Raw genomic sequence first — 16,335 nt, 5'->3', positions numbered from 1 at the left:
GAGGGGCCCGGCGAATCACCACCGGGCCCGTCTTCGTCTCGTGGTGCGTCGCCGACTCGGGTCAGTCGATCATTCGGGCCAGCGCCGGGTAGTAGCCGTTGAGGTGGCCCATGGCGTTCGGGTGGTACGACTCGGCCGGCGGGTACGCCAGGCCGTTCAGGTAGGCGACGTCGTCGCAGATCGCGTGGCCCTTGAACGCGTCGCGTACGTCCACATAGGTGAATTCGTACTCTTCGGCCTTGTTCCGGACGACCCCGGCGAGCCGGTCGGCCGCCGCGTTCATCCGCACCTGCTCGGCGACGCTGGGCTGCTTGAGTGCGCCGCAGGTGCGCTCGCCGTTGAACAGGCGCGGGTAGCCGAGCACGTAGACGGCGGCGTTCGGTGCGCGGTTCGCGATCGCGCTGTACGCGCCGTCGAGTAGGCCGGGCAGCCGGTCCTGGACGAGTGCTTCGGAGTCCTCGATCTCGTCAAGGCAGTTCGTGAGGGGCGTGATGCAGGCTTTGACGGCCTTGGCCCAGCCGATGTCGTTGCCGCCGATGGTGACCGTGACGAGGTCGGTCTCGGCGTCGAGTGCGCCGAGCTGCTCGGAGAGGAGGTCGCTGGTCGTCGCCCCCGAGCAGGCGGCGAAGGCGAGCTCGGCGCCGAGGCTGTCGGCGAGGAGCTGGGGGTAGGCCTTGCTCGAACGCAGGCACGCCTGGTCGAAGTAGTCACCGGTGCCGGTCCCTGAGGAGTACGAGTCCCCCAGGGCCGCATAGCGAGTCGGCTCGTACCGGGCCTGGGCCGAAGCGGCGGGCAGGACGAGGAAGGCGGTGGCGGCGGCGAGGACCGCGGCCGCGAGGCGGGCAGGGATCATGCGGACTCCGTTCCGATCGGGTCAGTCGAGGAACGGTAGCGCCCGAACAGCCGCATTCCGGGCGGAAACCGCTGGAAACGGCGAAACTGTCAGAGACCCGACGCGTGGGCTGTTGCGCAGCCGGGTGTTGTGGCGGGTCCTTCCGCCGGTTGGGGCGCCGGCGTCCCGGTCCTCCCCTACGCTGGAGCCATGGGTGCATCGACGTCGCCGCGCCGCCAGACCATGTCCGACCAGGCCCTGATCGAGGGCACCGGTGCAGACTGGAAGACCTGGCTGGCGCTCCTCGACGAGCGCGGAGCGGCAGCGCTCGACCACACCGCCATCGCGCGGATGCTGGTGCAGGAGTTCGAGGTCGACGGCTGGTGGGCCCAGTCCATCACCGTCGGCTACGAGCAGGAGCGCGGCATGCGCGAGCCTGGGCAGCGGCCTGACGGCACGTTCAGCGCCAACGCGTCCAAGACCGTGGCCGCCTCGATCACCGACGTCTTCGAGCAGCTCGCCGACCCGGCCGCGCAGGCCGGTTGGCTCGGCGACATCGAGCTGACGCAGCGCAGCGCGTCCCCGCCGAAGTCGGTGCGGTTCGACGCTTCGGACGGCACGCGCGTCCTCGCGAACCTCAGCGCGAAGGGCGAGGGCAAGACCGCCGTGCAGGTCGAGATCGCCAAGCTCGGCTCGGCCGAGGAGATCGCGGCTGCGAAGGTCGACTGGAAGACCCGGCTCGAACGGCTGGCGGAGCGCCTGGCCGGCTAGGGCTTCGCGACCAGTACTTCCCGACTAGGACTTCGCCGCCGGGGCGGCGGCGTCGGTCGCCTCGACCGGCGGTTTCGGGGCCCGGTTCGACTGCTTGCGGCCTCTCGATCGCGAGATGCCGACGCCGACCAGCGCCAGTGCGCCGCCCGCGAGGGTCAGCCAGGTCGGGATCTCGTCCAGGAAGATCCAGGAGAGGCCGACCACGATCGCCGGGACCACGTAGGTCGTCGCGCCGAGCTTTCCGGCGGTGGTGAAGCGGAGGGCGTAACCCCAGGTGAGGAATGCCAGCGCGGTCGGGAACAGGCCGAGGTAGAGCACGTGGAGCGTCGCCGAGGTCGGGGCCGCGTCGAGTTCGGCGAACAGGCGCGGGGCGAACGGCAGGCAGAGCACTGCGGCGATGGCGTTGCCGAAGGCGGTGAACTGGAGCGAGGTGCAGTGCTTCAGGGTCGGCTTCTGGACGACGACGCTGATGGCGTAGGTGATGGCCGAGACCAGGCAGAGCAGGACGCCGAGGACTGAGGCGGCGCCGTCGCGGGACATGGAGAGGCTCACGACTGCGACGCCGGCGAAGGAGACGGCCATGCCGAGGAACAGGCGGGGCGGGAAGCCCTCTTTGAGGAGCCAGCCGCCGAGGAGGGCGATGAGGATGGGTCCGATGTTGACGATGAGGGCGGCGGTGCCGGCGTCGACGAGCTGCTCGCCCCAGTTGAGGGCGATCATGTAGAGGCCGAACCAGAGGATGCCCGCGGTGAGGATGCCGGGCCAGGCGGCGCGTTTGGGCAGGCCTTCGCGGCGGATGGCCCAGACGGCGAGGAGGATGACGGCGGCGATGCCGGCGCGGCCGAGGGTCAGCGGGCCGGGGTCGAGGTGGCGGCCGGCGTCGCGGATGGAGACGAACGCCGAGGCCCAGCACAGGACGGTGATGCCGATGGCGATGGCGGCGCGGGGGTTGAACTTGTCGCTCACGGGCGGTGGCTCCTCACGGTGGGGCGGGCGGAGCGCCTTAGGTGGGCGGGCGGCTCCGGCCTGGGGCGCTGGTGGCGCCGGGGGTAAACCTAACATCGGAGGTGCGGTTCCGGTTATCCGTTATTCGACGGTGTTCTCCGGCGGGGTCCTTCTAGGACGTGGGTTGCGCTGCCCCGAGCCGAGGTCGTTGCGGGCCGTGTTCTCGGGGTTCCGAATGCCTCGCGCCGGGAACCCGATCGGGGCGGGCGGCGTCGAAGGGACATGATGGGACACAAGACTATGCAACGGTTCATCCCGGTCGCGGCGCTGCTGGTGCTGGCGGCGTGCGGTCAGGGCACGGGCGACGCGGGCTCGGACGGGGCCGGCTCGGCCGCGGACACCTCGCAGTCGGGGGACACGCAGTCGGAGGCGCCGACGGTGCCGTCCGGCGGGGGGGTCTACCAGGGGGCGCTGACGGTGCTCCAGGGCGTCGAGCGGGACGCGGCGGAGCTGTGCGGCGCGGTGGCGGAGTCGTATCCGCCGCAGTGCGGGGGCCTGCCGGTGACGGGCTGGGACTGGGGCGCGGTCGAGCACGAGGAGGCGTCAGGGGTCCGGTGGGGCTCGTACCTGGTGACGGGGACGTTCGACGGGAAGTCGTTCGTGCTCACTGAGGACCCGGTGCCGACGTCGGCGATCGACATGGCCGACTACCCGCACCTCCAGTACCAGGAGCCTGAGATCGGCGACCCGGCCGAGGACCTGAATGCGGCGGAGCTGCAGGCGATCGCGGACGAGATCACCGCGGAGTTCCCGCGGTACGTCTACGGCGGCTGGGCCGACGAGCAGAACGGCGTCGCGCTCATCGACGCGCTGCTGGTGACGCCGGAGCTGGAGGCGTACGCGGCCGAGCACTACCCGGCGGACACGGTGGCGTTCTCGTCGATGCTGAAGCCGTTGGAATAGGGACGTATCGCATTTTAAGGTGATATTTCCACCCTTAGGGACCCCTGGCGCAAAAGTACTCCGGGGGTCCGACATCTATGTTCACTCCTTGAACATGAATGCCTCCCGGGTATTGACTCCTCAGCGGCCGCCCCTAAGATAGAAACCGGTATCTATCCGTCGGCCTGCCGTTTGCGACGGCGGGCCGGGCGCGGTAGCGGCGTCCGCGCCATGGCGGACAATGATCGAGCCCGCACCGCCGAACCGAGACGAGGCGGCCGCGCGAACGCGCGGCAGCTCGGCGGGCGCGGGCCAGCAGTCCGGCCGGCCCCTGCGCCGACCGGACCGATCGCACACCGGAAAGGGAACCTGGCGATGAGCCGAACCGACTACACCTATGTGGAAAGCGTTAGCCCAGGCAGCGGGCGGCGCGATCCGCGGGCGGCGCTGGCCTCCGACGCCGCCGCGCTCAGCCTCGACGGCGAGTGGCGCTTCAACCTGGCCGCCGGCCTCCACGACACCACCGAGGGCTTCGAGAACCCGGGCTTCGACGCGGCGGACTGGGACACCCTCGCCGTCCCCTCGATGTGGCAGATGCACGACCTCGACGGCGACGCCCCCTATGGCAAGCCCGCCTACACCAACACGTACTACCCGTTCCCGGTCGACCCGCCCCGGGTCCCCGACGCGAACCCCACCGGCGAGTACCGCCGCACCTTCACCCTCCCCGCTGACTGGCCCGCCACCGGCCGCACGGTCCTGCGCTTCGAAGGCGTCGACTCCGCGTTCGCCGTGTGGGTCAACGGCACCCTCCTGGGCGACGGCAAGGGCTCGCGCCTCCCCACCGAGTTCGACGCCACCGCACACCTCGTCCCCGGCGAGAACACCGTCGCCGTCCGCGTCCACCAGTGGTCCGCCGCGTCCTATCTGGAGGACCAGGACATGTGGTGGCTCTCGGGCATCTTCCGGCCCGTCGCGCTCGTGCACCGCCCCGAAGGCGGCATCGAGGACGTGTTCGCCCACGCCGGCTACGACCACGCCACCGGCGCGGGGACCCTCCGCGTCGAGGCCCCCGAGGGCGCCCGCGTCACCGTCCCCGAACTGGGCATCGACATCGCCGCCGGCGAGACCGCGACCGTGCCGGTCGAGCCGTGGACCGCCGAGACCCCGCGCCTCTACGACGCGGTCGTCGCCACCGACGCCGAGCGCGTGTCCTTGCGCATCGGCTTCCGCACCGTCGCGATCGAGGACGGCCTCCTCAAGGTCAACGGCAAGCGGATCCTCCTGCGCGGCGTCAACCGCCACGAGTGGGACCCCGACAACGGGCGCACCCTCACCGTCGAGACCATGCGCCGCGACCTCGAGATCATGAAGCGGCACAACGTCAACGCCGTCCGCACCAGCCACTACCCGCCCGACCGGCGCTTCCTCGGCCTCTGCGACGAGCTCGGCGTCTGGGTCATCGACGAATGCGACCTCGAGACCCACGGCTTCGTCCACCACGAGTGGCGGAACAACCCCAGCGACGTTCCCATGTGGAAGGACGCCTACCTCGACCGCATGGCCCGCATGGTCGAACGCGACAAGAACCACGCCTCGGTCATCATGTGGTCCCTCGGCAACGAGAGCCACACCGGCGAGAACCTCGCCGCCATGTCCCAATGGGCCAAGCAGCGCGACCCCGGCCGCCCCGTCCACTACGAAGGCGACTGGGACTCCGGCTACGTCGACGTGTACAGCCGCATGTACGCCGACACCGCCGAGACCGACCGCATCGGCCAGCAGGCCGAAGAGCCCACCAAGGACCCCGCGCTCGACGAGCACCGCCGCAACCTCCCCTTCATCCTGTGCGAGTACGCGCACGCCATGGGCAACGGCCCCGGCGGCCTCAGCGAGTACCAGCGCCTCTTCGAGCAGCACGAGCGCTGCCAGGGCGGGTTCATCTGGGAGTGGATCGACCACGGCGTGCGCATGCACACCGAGGACGGCCGCGAGTGGTTCGCCTACGGCGGCGACTTCGGCGAGCCCCTCCACGACGGCAACTTCGTCGTCGACGGCCTGGTCTTCCCCGACCGCGAGCCCTCCCCCGGCCTCGTCGAGTTCAAGAAGGTCGTCGAACCCGTCCGCATCACCGTCCAGCCCGGCTCGCGCGCCATCAGCGTGGCGAACCTCCGCGACTTCGCCGACACCGGCGACCTCGCGTTCACCTGGACCGTCGAGGACGAAGGACGGACCGTGGCCGAAGGCGACCTCGACGTCCGCGCCGTCGCCGCCGGCGAATCCGCGATCGTCGCCTTCCCCGCCGACATCGCCGCCCTCGGGCAGGCGGACGGCGAACGCTGGCTGACCGTCCGCGCCGTCCTCGCCAAGGACGAGGCGTGGGCCGAAGCCGGCCACGAGATCGCCTGGGGCCAAGCGCAACTCGCCGCCGGCACGCAGACGGGCACCAGCGGGCGCACCGCGCCCGTCGCCGAAAGCGGCGGCTACCGCCTCGGCGACGCCGTCTTCGACGCACTCGGCCGCCTCACCGCCATCGGCGGGCTGGACATCGAAGGCCCCCGCCTCGACCTGTGGCGGGCCCCCGTCGACAACGACCTGCTCGGCTGGCACGCCTACGCCCAGGTGGCGGCCAAGTGGAAGGACCGCAACGCGGGCCTCGACCGCCTGGAGCACAAGGTCCTCGACATCGAGTCCACTGCGGACGGCCTCACCGTGGCCACCCGCGTGGGCGCCGGCGGCGCCGAGATCGCGATGGGCGCCGTCTACCGGTGGCGGCGCGACGGCGACCGGTTGTGGCTCACCGTCGAAGTGAACCCCGAAGGCACGTGGGACCTCCCGCTGCCGCGCCTGGGCGTACGAGCCTCAGTGCCGAAGGCGCTCAACGAGGTCGAGTGGTTCGGCGGCGGGCCCGGCGAGGCCTACGCCGACACCCGCGCGGCCGCCCGCATCGGCCGCTTCCAGTCGACCGCGGCCCGGATGCAGACCCCGTACGTGTTCCCGCAGGAGAACGGCTCCCGCATCGACGTGCGCTGGGCCCGCCTCTCCGGCGGCGGCCGGTCGCTCACGATGATCGGCGCGCCGGAGTTCGCGTTCACCGTGCGGCCGTGGACGAGCGAGCAGCTCGAAGCGGCAAGGCACACGTACGACCTGGTCGAGGGCGAGCGCCTCTACGTCAACCTCGACGCCGGACTCCACGGCATGGGCTCGGCCGCGTGCGGCCCGGGCGTCCTGCCCGAGCACCGGCTGCTGCCCGCGGCAACGGCGTTCACACTGGGATTCGAAGCGACCGAGTGAGCACCATGCGACGGGTTCGCGCACAATGACGTGCTCACAAAGGAGTACGCGAGCGTGCACTACCCTGGGTGCGGACCCGTCGCATCCCCCGAGAAACGGTGAGAGAAGGCCCCAGTGCCCAAGAAGTCGAATGCGGAGACCGGCAAGCGCCCCACGATCAGGGACGTGGCCGCCCGCGCCGGCGTGTCGGTGCCGACGGTCTCGCGGGTCCTCGCCGGGAACTACCCGGTGGCCCCCGCGACCCGCGCGAAGGTGCTGCGCGCCATGCGCGAACTCGACTACGTGGTCAACGCGCACGCACGCGCGCTGGCCGGGGCGACGACGAAGACCGTGGCGTTCGTGGTCGACGACGTGACGGGGCCGTTCTACGCGTACATCGCGCGCGGCGTCGAGCAGCAGGCCGCCTCCGAGGGGCGGCTCTGCCTGCTGTGCACCACGCACGGCGACCCCGAGCGCGAGCTGGCGGTCGTGGAGCTCATGCGCGAGCAGCACGCCGAGGCCGTGATCGTCGTCGGCGGCGCCTGGGACGACGGGAAGTACAACGAGCGGATGCGCTACTTCGCCTCGGCCCTGGACCGCTCGGGCTCGCGGCTGGTGCTGTGCGGCCGGCCCTCGCTCGGCGAGGACGTCCCGGCCACCGTGGTCCACTACGACAACGAGGGCGGGTCGTACGCCATGACCTCGCACCTCCTGTCGGCCGGGCACCGGACCATCACGTACATGGGCACGGGCATCGGCCACTCCACCACCGACGAACGGCTGCGGGGCTTCCGGCGTGCGCACGCCGACTACGGCATCGACGTCGACGAGTCCCTGCTGATCCCCGGCGAATTCTCCAAGCAGAGCGGCATCGACATGACCCGCGGGCTCCTGGCGAAACGCGACGACGTGACGGCGATCTTCGCCGCGACCGACATGGTCGCCGCGGGCGTCCTCAAGGCGCTGCGCGACGCCGGGATCGACGTCCCGAAGGACATGTCGGTGGTCGGCTTCGACGACATCCCGCTGGCCTCGGACCTCACCCCGGCGCTCACCACCGTGCATGTGCCGCATGAGGAACTGGGTCGCGAGGCGGTACGGCTGGGGCTGCGCCGCGAGGCGTCCGCGCCCGACCAGGTCGTCCTCGGCACCCACATCGTGGTGCGGGAGAGCGTCGCCCCGCCGCCGCGCCGAAACTGACACCGAGGACAGGGACGCACACGTTTCGGGGCCGGGCCGCTTGCAGCGGCCCGGCCCCGTTGGTTCTGGGTGCCGAACGGTCTAGCGCCGGCCCTCGTCATCGTCGGTGAGGCGTTCCTTGGCGTCGTGGAGCTTGTCGTCCCCCTTCTCGCTGAGGTCGTGCCACTCCTCCTTCGCCTTGCCCTTCAGCTCTTCACCGCGGCCCTCGTTCGCGAGCTTCTCGTTGTCGGTCGCGTCGCCGAGTTTCTCCTTGGCGCTCCCGATGAGCTGTTCGGCCTTGTCCTTCGCCTTGTCAAAACCACCCATGACTATCCGTCCTTTCTCGAACGGTGATTGGCTCCATGGGTGTACCCATTCGGGGCCCGGCCACACCTTCCCCAGGTCAGGGCCGGGTCACTCCACGGGCGTGACGTACGTGGCCTCCGCGGGCGGGTCCTGCGGGTACGGCAGCGACACGACCGGCACCCATTTGCCGCCCGGATTGCCGCCGCGGTTGCTCGCGAAGCTCAGCGAACCGGTCGCGCCGCGCACCACCTGCTCGCTGTTGAGCAGCAGCAGATGCTCGCGCACGTCCTCGGGCAGCGGCGCCTCCACCTCCCAGGGGTTGGTGATCCGCACCGCGCCGATCGCCGTCGCCAGCGCGTCGTGGTAGGTCACGGCGTAGCCGTCGGACAGGCCCGCGGGGTCGGGGTCCACCAGCCGGGAGTAGTGGGCGTGGAAGGCCGCGAAGTCGGCGGGGGCCTCGGTCGCGCCGGTGGCCCAGCCGGGGTCGGAGCCGGCGGCGTACCGGACGTCGAGGTTGGCGGCGCCGATGCGCTCGCCCAGCTCCTCGTCCTGCTGCATGTCGGTGCCGGTGACGCCGAACAGGACCGTGAGGGGCCGGTCGACGCAGGCGCGGACGCTGAGCGCGTCGAGGAAGACCCTGAGGTCGGGTTCGCGCCCGGCGAAGAGGACCGCTTCGGATGCGGCCGCGCAGATGTTGCGGGTGATGGGGTCGAAGACCTCGGGTCCGCCGGTGGCGATGGACCGGCCGGGGAACGGCTGGTGCGAGCCGGCGATGTACTCGCCGAGTTCGGCTTCGTAGGCGGTGCGGAGGGTGGTCGTGTACCGGTCTTCGGCGGTGCTGTCGTAGACGAGCATCGCCGAGCCGATGTCGCCGCGGGCGTCGAGGTGGCGGCGCAGGGCGACGGCGAAGTCGGTGTTGCTGGGGGCGGCGCGGATGAGGCCGTCGATGTGGTCGTGGTCGATGCCGTCGGCGGTGGTGACGCCGGTGACCATGGGGATGCCGGCGGCGGAGAGCCGTTCGGCGGCGGCGACCGTGCGGTCGCTGCTGATGCCCTGGCCCATGACGGCGACGAGGGGCACGTCGTCGTCCTCCATGGCCTCGAGCCGGCCGACGGTGTACTCCCAGTGGGTCTGGCGCGCGCCTTCGTTGGCGAGGTGGAGTTGGACGTAGCGGGTGCGGTCGCCGAGTTCGGGGGTGCGGTTGGCGCGGTGGAGGGCGACGTAGGCGCCTTCGAGGGCGCTCTGGATCTTGTCGGCGCTCATGGCGCTGTCGGCGGTGGTGGTCATGGTGGTGAGCATGGCGATCCGCACGAGCGGGAGGCCTTCGGCCGCGGCCTGCGCTGCGGCCCATTCGTTCTCGGCCCTGATGTTCTCTTGGACGTGGGCGAACTGGTCCTGGAAGACGAAGGAGCCGTCGGTGACGCCGACGCATTCGCCGTCGATCTCGCGGATGTCGGAGCCGATGCTGCGGAGGCCGCCGCATTGGAAGTTCGACCAGCCGATGGGGCCGAGGTAGGCGACGGCGGCGATGAGGACGGCGGCGGCCGTCAGGAGCGAGAGGCGGCGCATGCGGCGCCGCTTGCGGGCCCAGCGGAGCGCGCCGTCGCTGGGCGGGAGGTAGAGGGCCGCGCCGCTGCCGGCGCGGTCGCCTGTCGATGTCGAGGTCATTCGTCGTCTCCTGCGTCGCTGGTCGAGGTGCGTCCGTCCGCCACGACCAGCAGCGGGGGCGGCGGGACGCCGAGCCGCTCGAGTTCGGCGAGTTCGGATCGCAGGCGCTCGCGGAAGACCGCGCCGGCCCGGGTGTGGGAGTTCCGCAGGAGGATGACGCTGCGGTACCAGTCGTGTTTGGACAGGCGTCCGCGGTTGTAGGCGTGGCGCAGGTCGGCGAGCATGGCCTCGATGAGCTGGCGGTCGCGGAGGCGGCGCTTGGGTGTGCCGTGCTCGCCGGCGGGATGGGCCCAGTTGTTGAGTTCGCCGAGGCGGGATTCGGGCACGTGGCGCGGCCCGGGCCGGTCGCGGTGCCCGTACCACTTGTAGAACTCGTACAGCGAGGGGTAGCGGCGCTCGAACAGCCATGCGCCGATCGCGCCCATCAGGGCGATCCTCGGGCCGATCTGGGCCAGGAGTGCCACGAATCCCTGGGCCCGGCGCTTCGCGGTCGCGGGCGGCGCGATGATGTTCCGTGCCGCTTCCTTGAACGCCTTGGTGTAGGCGATCTGCGGTGTCTCGTCGATGCGCCGCTCGATGACCACGAGGCCCACTTCGAGGCGGCGGAACCACAGTCGCGGGTAGTTCGGGCAGGGCATCGCGAGGCGGGCTTTTGCGGCGGCGAGCAGTTTGGGGAGGTTCTCGTCGGAGAACTCCCCGCAGTCGATGACGACGTGCGGCGCCCGGCCGTCGAGGGCGGCGGCGATGCGGTCGAGGAGGTCGGCGGGGGCCGATGCCGAGAGTTCCACGTAGTGCTCGGCGGGGGCCGAGGGGCGGCCGAGGAGTGCTTTGACCTTCTCGAATTCGTCCTCAAGGGTCGCTGAAGGCATGGGGGTTCCCTTCGGGGTGGCCTGGGGTGAGGCAGGGATGTCACGTCGTCGTGAGGTGTGGCATCGATCCTAGACGATATCGTTCACCCTCGGGACCTGTCCCGGTCCGGGGACGGTCGGTAGCGGCCGTCGATTCCGCATGCGGCGGAAGCGAATTCGGTCCGGCCTGAGTCGACTGCGACGTCACCCGTGAGGATGGGGGCGACGGGCGTGCGAGGCGCCTTCGGAGGGCGCGAGGCACAATCCTGTGGTGACTTCCAGCGACTTCCAGATCCGCCCCGTCCTCCCCGCCGAGCACGACGCGCTCGGCGAGCTGTCGGTCCGCACCTACCTCGACGGCGGGCTGCTGCTCGGCGGCCTCGACGACCCGTACGCGCCGAATCTGCGCGACGTGGCCGTCCGGGCGGCCGCCGCTACGGTGCTCGTCGCCGTCGAGGCGCGCGCCGGCGCGAATGCGCAGGGCGGTAGCGGGGAGCGTGCCGGCGTGACGGGGCAGGACGATGGAGGCGAGCGCGCCAGCGCGAGCCGTGAGCAGCGTTCCGGCGCGAATGAGCAAGCGCGCCAAGGCGGCCCGGTGCTGCTCGGCGGTGTCACGCTCGCGTTCCACGGCAGTGCCATGGCGCAGCTGGCCGGGCCGGGCGAGGCCGAGGTCCGGATGCTCGCCGTCGATCCCGCCGCGCAGGGCCGCGGCGTCGGTTCGGCGCTCGCGGCCGCGTGCGTCGAGCGGGCCCGTGCCGAGCCCGGCGTCAAGCGGGTCGTCCTCTGCTCCCAGGAGGCCATGACGACCGCGCACCGCCTCTATGCGCGCCTGGGGTTCGAGCGCGCGCCCGACCTCGACTGGTTCCCGCTGCCGGACGTGCGCCTGTGGGGCTTTCGCCTCGAGCTCTAGAGCAGGGCGCCGTACGCCCGCTTGTAGTCGGCGAGCGCCCGGTCGACCTCGCCCTCGTTGAGGCCGTACCGGGCCAGGTCGTACTTGTGCTCCGTCGGCCGGCTCGCCAGGGCCGCATCGAGCGCGTCCGCTTGGGCGCGCCCCCACGGCGCGCCGAGGTGGTCGAAGAGCTGCGGCAGGCGCTCGCGGGCGTCGTCGGTGAGGTCGCGGTAGGGCACGTCGACGACAGCGTAGGCGGGCAGGCGTTCACGGGCGGCGCGGGCGCGTTCGATGCCCGTGACGAAGAGCCCCAGCCAAGTCCGGCCGATCTCGGCCGGGTCGGTGTGGGCGCTGTTCATGCCGGTGGCGGTCTCGGTCATGGAGCAGAGCGAGGCGAGGGCGGTTGCCGGGTCGCGGTGGGTCCACAGGATCTGGGCGTCGGGGAAGGCCTTGATGAGCGCTCCCAGGTTCCAGAGGTGCGCGGGTGCGCGCAGGACCCAGCGGTGGCGCGGGCGGCCGTGCTGGAGCACCTGGAGGGTCTGCTTGAGGTAGCGGTAGTCGGGGGTGTAGTCGCGTTCGAGCATCCACTGGACGTACCCGGGCGGTTGGGCGCGCACGAGGTGGCCGATGCCGTGCGGGAGGACCCAGACGTCGGCGTCGGGTTTCTGCGGGTGCATGTCGTAGACGGCGCCGAAGGTGGGGACGGCCCTGCCGAGGAAGTCGGTGGCGCGTTCGGCGCGGCGCACGTGGTCGGCGTGGGCGAGGTCGGCGTGCATGAGCTCGTGCATGAGCGGGGAGCGGTGGGTCGCGGGGACGGCGAGGAGGCGCTGGAGCATGGTGGTGCCGGTGCGCGGGACGCCGGTGACGACGATGGGCCGGCTGATGGGCTCGTCGGCGATCTCGGGGCTGAGGGCGTGGAGTTTGCGGATGCGCAGGCGGTTCTCGAGGCGGTCGGTGACCTCCTGCTGGACGCCGACCCAGCCGGTGAGGGTGAGCCCGTCGATGTCGGCGTAGCCGGCGAGGAGGACGCGCATGTCCTCGACGAAGGCCTCCTCGCCGTGGGCGGTGGAGCCGGTGCGGTGCTCGGCTTCGCGCACGGCGCGGTCGAGGAGGCGGTCGATCTTCTTCCGGCGTCCGGCGATCGCGGGGGTGAGCACGCTGTTGACGGCCTTGAGCCAGGGTGAGACCCGTTCCAACCCGACCACTCCTTTTGTCCCGCTTGAGAATTGAGGTGAGCCTACATTCAGGTGCGAATGCGGGCCCACCTCAGTGCGGTCCAGTGTGTCGTGGAACTACCGCTCAGTAGGCTGCACCTCGAGCGGGATCGCGGCGGCGATCTGCGGGGCGAGTTCGGCGACGAACCTCGCGGACAGGTGGTTGCCGTCGCGGTAGACGAGGAGGTTGCCGACGACGACGGGGCAGGTGCCCTGGTCGACGTCGCAGATCCACGGGGTCGAGTCGACGACGTTGGCGCCCGCGTCGGTGACGGCCTCGATGAGCTGCTCCCGCCGTTCGGGTTCGACGACCGAGTCCTCGAGGTCGCCGACGCAGACGCTGGCGTCGTGCGGGTTCTCGGCCAGGCAGCCGGGCACGTCTTCACCGATGTCGGGGTTGTCGGCCATGTAGTAGACCTCGCCGGCCACGTCCTGGAGCCGGTCCACGGTGTCGACCCAGCCGTCGATCCAGGCCTTGTCGGGGTCGTCGGCGATGACGTCCTTCTTGTCGAATGCGGCGGCGACGACCACGTCGGGTTCGACTTCGCCGAGGTAGTCGATGACGTCGTCCTTCCACTCCCGGCACTCGGTGTACTCGCGGCCGAGCACCGAGTCGTGTTCGCGGACGTCGGCGACGGAGCAGTTCGCCTTGGTCATCACGAGCAGCCGCCAGCCGGAGGCTTCGGCGGTCTGCCTGAGGGCCGGGAACCATTGGCCGGCATGGGAGTCGCCGTAGAGGACGACGGTCTTGTCCCCCTCGGGGTCGCCGTACCAGCAGTCCTTGTTGATGTCCGGGTCGTCGCGGTCGACCTGGCACCCGTCGTCGTTGAGCGCCGGCACGTCGTCCGCGGCGCCGTCCAGTGTGGGCGTGAGGTTTGCCGGGACGGTGTTCACGTCGGAGGATTCGCCGAGGAGCTCCCAGACGGTGGTGTCGTTGCCGGTGATCTCGGCGGCCTCTTCGTTCGACTGCTCCGGCAGCGGCTGCGCGGCCATGAACAGCGAGGCCGCGAGGGCGGTGGCGATGAGGCCCCCGCCCATGGCGAGCGCCCGGGAGGGCACCTGGACGAGGGGCCGGCGGGTGCGGATCGGGTTCTCGACGAGGTAGAACGTGGCGATCGTGAGCAGGAACGCGACGCCCATGAGGACGAGGTAGTGGCGCACGCGCACGTCGTCGAGGCCCCACACGGCGGGGCCGATCATGATGAGCGGCCAGTGCCAGAGGTAGAGGCCGTACGAGATCTTGCCGATGAACTGGGCGGGCCTGACGCCCAGGAGCATCGTCGCGCCGAAGCGGTGCGGGGCGCACCCGGCGGCGATCACGAGGGCGGTGCCGGCGACGGGCAGCAGCGCTGCGGTGCCGGGGAAGACGGTGCGCTCGTCGAGGAGGAACACGGAGGCGGTGATAAGCGCGAGCCCGGCCCAGGAGGCGAGTGCGGCGGCCCACTTGGGAGCGAACGCGCGGATGCTCCCGGCGGCGACGGCGATGAGCGCGCCGACGGCGAGTTCCCACGCGCGCGTGTGGATGCCGAAGTAGGACCAGACCGGGTCCGACTGGGTCCAGCTGGCGCTCATCCAGAACGAGACGCCGGCGGCGATGACGAGGAACGCCGTGATGGCCGCAGTGCGGCCCGGTCCCCTGTGGCGGTGGCGGGCGGCGGTGAACTTGCCGGGCCTGCCGAACTTTGTGCCCAGGAAGGCGATCGCGAGGAGCACGAGCGGCCAGACGATGTAGAACTGCTCCTCGACCGCGAGCGACCAGAAGTGCTGCAGTGGTGAGGGGTCGACTGTGGCGTTGAGGTAGTCGGTGCCCTCTTGCGCGAGGCGGATGTTGATGACGTTGAGCGCGGCGGTGGCCGCGTCGGCCGAGATGTCGCCGAGTCTGGTGCGCGGCAGCCAGATCCAGGAGGCGACGAGCGTCGCGAGCAGGACCGTGGCGGCTGCGGGCAGGAGCCGCACGGCGCGGCGGGCGTAGAAGCCCGCGATGGACACGGTGCCCGTCTTGTCGATCTCGCGCAGGAGCAGCGAGGTGATGAGGAAGCCGGAGATGACGAAGAAGACGTCGACGCCGACGAATCCCCCTGCCATGTAAGGGAAGCCGATATGGGCGGCGATGACGACGCCCACGGCCAGGGCCCTGAGGCCTTCGATGTCGGGCCGCCAATGGCTGGGGCGCGCACTGGTCGGCTGCTGGTTCTCCTGGTCCCGCCGGCCGATCCGCTGGATCTGGACGGTTTCGGGATCCCGCTCTGGTGCTATGCGGGCGGCGGCGTCCGCAGACGTCTTCGCCGGTGTTGTCGCGTTGGTCAGACGCATGAGTGATCGGTCTCCGAACGGTTCACCGGGCATCGGACTCCCAGCCGGGCACGGCTGGGCTGACTGGGGGTCGGGGTCTTACCGGGGACGAGGCCGACCATAACATTGCCCGCTCAATGGGATCTACCCCCTCTAATCCGGTGATATACCACTCAATCGCCGCGTAGTGGAGTGGTTGCATCACGCGGAACGCGAAGAGGGCGCGCCCGCAATGCGGGTGCGCCCTCTTCGCATGAGTCCGTACCCCTAGGGAATGCCCGGGGTCTCAGGGGTCTGGCGGAGCAGGCCCTCCTGGGTGGCCGATGCGATGAGGCGTCCGTCACGGTCGAAGAACTGGCCCTGCGCGAGCCCGCGCCCGCCGGAGGCGGTCGGGGACTCGGCGTCGTAGAGGATCCATTCGTCGGCGCGGAACGGCCGGTGGAACCACAGGGCGTGGTCGAGGCTCGTGCCCAGGTAGCCGCCGGGGCCCCACACCGCGCCGTGCGCGGACAGGACCGTGTCGAGCAGCGTCAGGTCGGAGGCGTAGGTGAGGACGCAGACGTGGATGAGCGGATCGTCGGGGAGCTTCCCGTCGGCCTTCATCCAGACCCGCTGACGCGGCTCGGCCGTGCGCTCGCCTGAGCGGAGGTAGCCGGAGCCGCCGAGGTAGCGCACATCGATCGGCCTGGGAATGCGGGCCCACATGCTGAGCCGGTCCGGGTCGGCCTTGAGCCGTTCGGCGATCGACGGCACGTCCTCGGGGGCGGGGACATCGGTCGGCGCGGCCTCAGCGTGCTCCAGACCCTGCTCGCCGATATGGAACGAGGCCGACATGAAGAAGATCGGCTGACCGTTCTGCAACGCCACCGTACGCCGTACGGAGAACGAGCGGCCGTCGCGGATCTGCTCCACCTGGTAGGCGATCGGCTTCTGCGAGTCGCCGGGCCGCACGAAGTAGCCGTGCAGCGAGTGCACGCGCCGGTCGCCCGGCACGGTGCGGCCGGCCGCCACGAGCGCCTGCCCGGCGACCTGGCCGCCGAAGACCCGCTGGAGGCCCGCCTCGGCGCGCGGCCCCCGGAAGAGCCCCTTGTCGATCTCCTCCAGGTCGAGGACGCCGAGGAGCGAGTCCACGGCGTCCTGGCCTACGAGGACTTCCCGCCCTGAGGTGTGCAAGGG

13 protein-coding genes are annotated in these 16,335 nt (G+C 71.0%); 5 read left to right on the top strand and 8 right to left on the bottom strand.

The window, feature by feature from the left end; all coding sequences use genetic code 11:
- Positions 1 to 61: 61 nt before the first annotated feature.
- Positions 62 to 853: an SGNH/GDSL hydrolase family protein gene (locus AB0I03_RS16910; protein ID WP_360413358.1), complete on the bottom strand. Its 792-nt coding sequence runs from the start codon at positions 851 to 853 to the stop codon at positions 62 to 64.
- 189 nt (positions 854 to 1,042) lie between these two features.
- On the opposite strand from AB0I03_RS16910, the gene AB0I03_RS16905 reads away from it, so the two are divergent.
- A complete protein-coding gene (locus AB0I03_RS16905) occupies positions 1,043 to 1,603 on the top strand; it encodes a hypothetical protein (RefSeq protein WP_360413355.1) in 561 nt (186 codons plus the stop codon).
- A gap of 24 nt (positions 1,604 to 1,627) precedes the next feature.
- Here AB0I03_RS16905 and AB0I03_RS16900 read toward each other — a convergent pair whose 3' ends face one another.
- Positions 1,628 to 2,569: a DMT family transporter gene (locus tag AB0I03_RS16900; protein ID WP_360413352.1), complete on the bottom strand. Its 942-nt coding sequence runs from the start codon at positions 2,567 to 2,569 to the stop codon at positions 1,628 to 1,630.
- A 279-nt stretch (positions 2,570 to 2,848) separates the two neighbouring features.
- Here AB0I03_RS16900 and AB0I03_RS16895 point away from each other — a divergent pair, with 279 nt between their 5' ends.
- The 3 genes from AB0I03_RS16895 (at position 2,849) to AB0I03_RS16885 (ending at position 7,963) form a co-directional block, all read left to right on the top strand.
- Positions 2,849 to 3,511, top strand: coding sequence for a hypothetical protein (locus AB0I03_RS16895; protein WP_360413349.1), 663 nt, complete (start codon positions 2,849 to 2,851; stop codon positions 3,509 to 3,511).
- A gap of 354 nt (positions 3,512 to 3,865) precedes the next feature.
- On the top strand, positions 3,866 to 6,784 hold the full coding sequence (locus AB0I03_RS16890; protein WP_360413346.1) for a glycoside hydrolase family 2 TIM barrel-domain containing protein: 2,919 nt from the start codon (positions 3,866 to 3,868) through the stop codon (positions 6,782 to 6,784).
- A gap of 114 nt (positions 6,785 to 6,898) precedes the next feature.
- Complete coding sequence (locus AB0I03_RS16885; protein WP_360413343.1) at positions 6,899 to 7,963, top strand: LacI family DNA-binding transcriptional regulator; 1,065 nt, start codon at positions 6,899 to 6,901, stop codon at positions 7,961 to 7,963.
- 81 nt (positions 7,964 to 8,044) lie between these two features.
- Here AB0I03_RS16885 and AB0I03_RS16880 read toward each other — a convergent pair whose 3' ends face one another.
- From AB0I03_RS16880 to AB0I03_RS16870, 3 genes are all read right to left on the bottom strand, one after another.
- A complete protein-coding gene (locus tag AB0I03_RS16880; protein WP_360413340.1) occupies positions 8,045 to 8,269 on the bottom strand; it encodes a CsbD family protein in 225 nt (74 codons plus the stop codon).
- A gap of 87 nt (positions 8,270 to 8,356) precedes the next feature.
- Positions 8,357 to 9,916 (bottom strand): ABC transporter substrate-binding protein, encoded by a 1,560-nt coding sequence (locus tag AB0I03_RS16875; RefSeq protein ID WP_360413337.1) that lies wholly within the window; start codon positions 9,914 to 9,916, stop codon positions 8,357 to 8,359.
- On the bottom strand, positions 9,913 to 10,785 hold the full coding sequence (locus AB0I03_RS16870; RefSeq protein ID WP_360413334.1) for a hypothetical protein: 873 nt from the start codon (positions 10,783 to 10,785) through the stop codon (positions 9,913 to 9,915). The genes AB0I03_RS16875 and AB0I03_RS16870 overlap by 4 nt, the downstream gene beginning before the upstream one ends.
- A 250-nt stretch (positions 10,786 to 11,035) precedes the next feature.
- On the opposite strand from AB0I03_RS16870, the gene AB0I03_RS16865 reads away from it, so the two are divergent.
- Entirely contained in the window at positions 11,036 to 11,674 is a 639-nt protein-coding gene (locus AB0I03_RS16865; protein WP_360413331.1) for a GNAT family N-acetyltransferase, read from the top strand.
- Here the strand turns inward: AB0I03_RS16865 and AB0I03_RS16860 are convergent.
- The 3 genes from AB0I03_RS16860 to AB0I03_RS16850 all read right to left on the bottom strand — a co-directional run bounded on the left by AB0I03_RS16860 (position 11,671) and on the right by AB0I03_RS16850 (position 16,332).
- Entirely contained in the window at positions 11,671 to 12,849 is a 1,179-nt protein-coding gene (locus tag AB0I03_RS16860) for a sulfotransferase (RefSeq protein ID WP_360413328.1), read from the bottom strand. The genes AB0I03_RS16865 and AB0I03_RS16860 overlap by 4 nt on opposite strands.
- A 96-nt stretch (positions 12,850 to 12,945) precedes the next feature.
- Positions 12,946 to 15,180: an acyltransferase family protein gene (locus AB0I03_RS16855; RefSeq protein ID WP_360413325.1), complete on the bottom strand. Its 2,235-nt coding sequence runs from the start codon at positions 15,178 to 15,180 to the stop codon at positions 12,946 to 12,948.
- 246 nt (positions 15,181 to 15,426) lie between these two features.
- On the bottom strand, positions 15,427 to 16,332 hold the full coding sequence (locus AB0I03_RS16850; RefSeq protein ID WP_360413322.1) for an acyl-CoA thioesterase II: 906 nt from the start codon (positions 16,330 to 16,332) through the stop codon (positions 15,427 to 15,429).
- Between the last annotated feature and the right edge of the window lie 3 nt (positions 16,333 to 16,335).

Source organism: Glycomyces sp. NPDC021274, from assembly GCF_040641195.1.
Classification (GTDB): Bacteria; Actinomycetota; Actinomycetes; order Mycobacteriales; family Micromonosporaceae; genus Glycomyces.
Note: the sequence above shows the minus strand (reverse complement) of the source record. Positions and strands in the feature narration are given on the sequence as shown.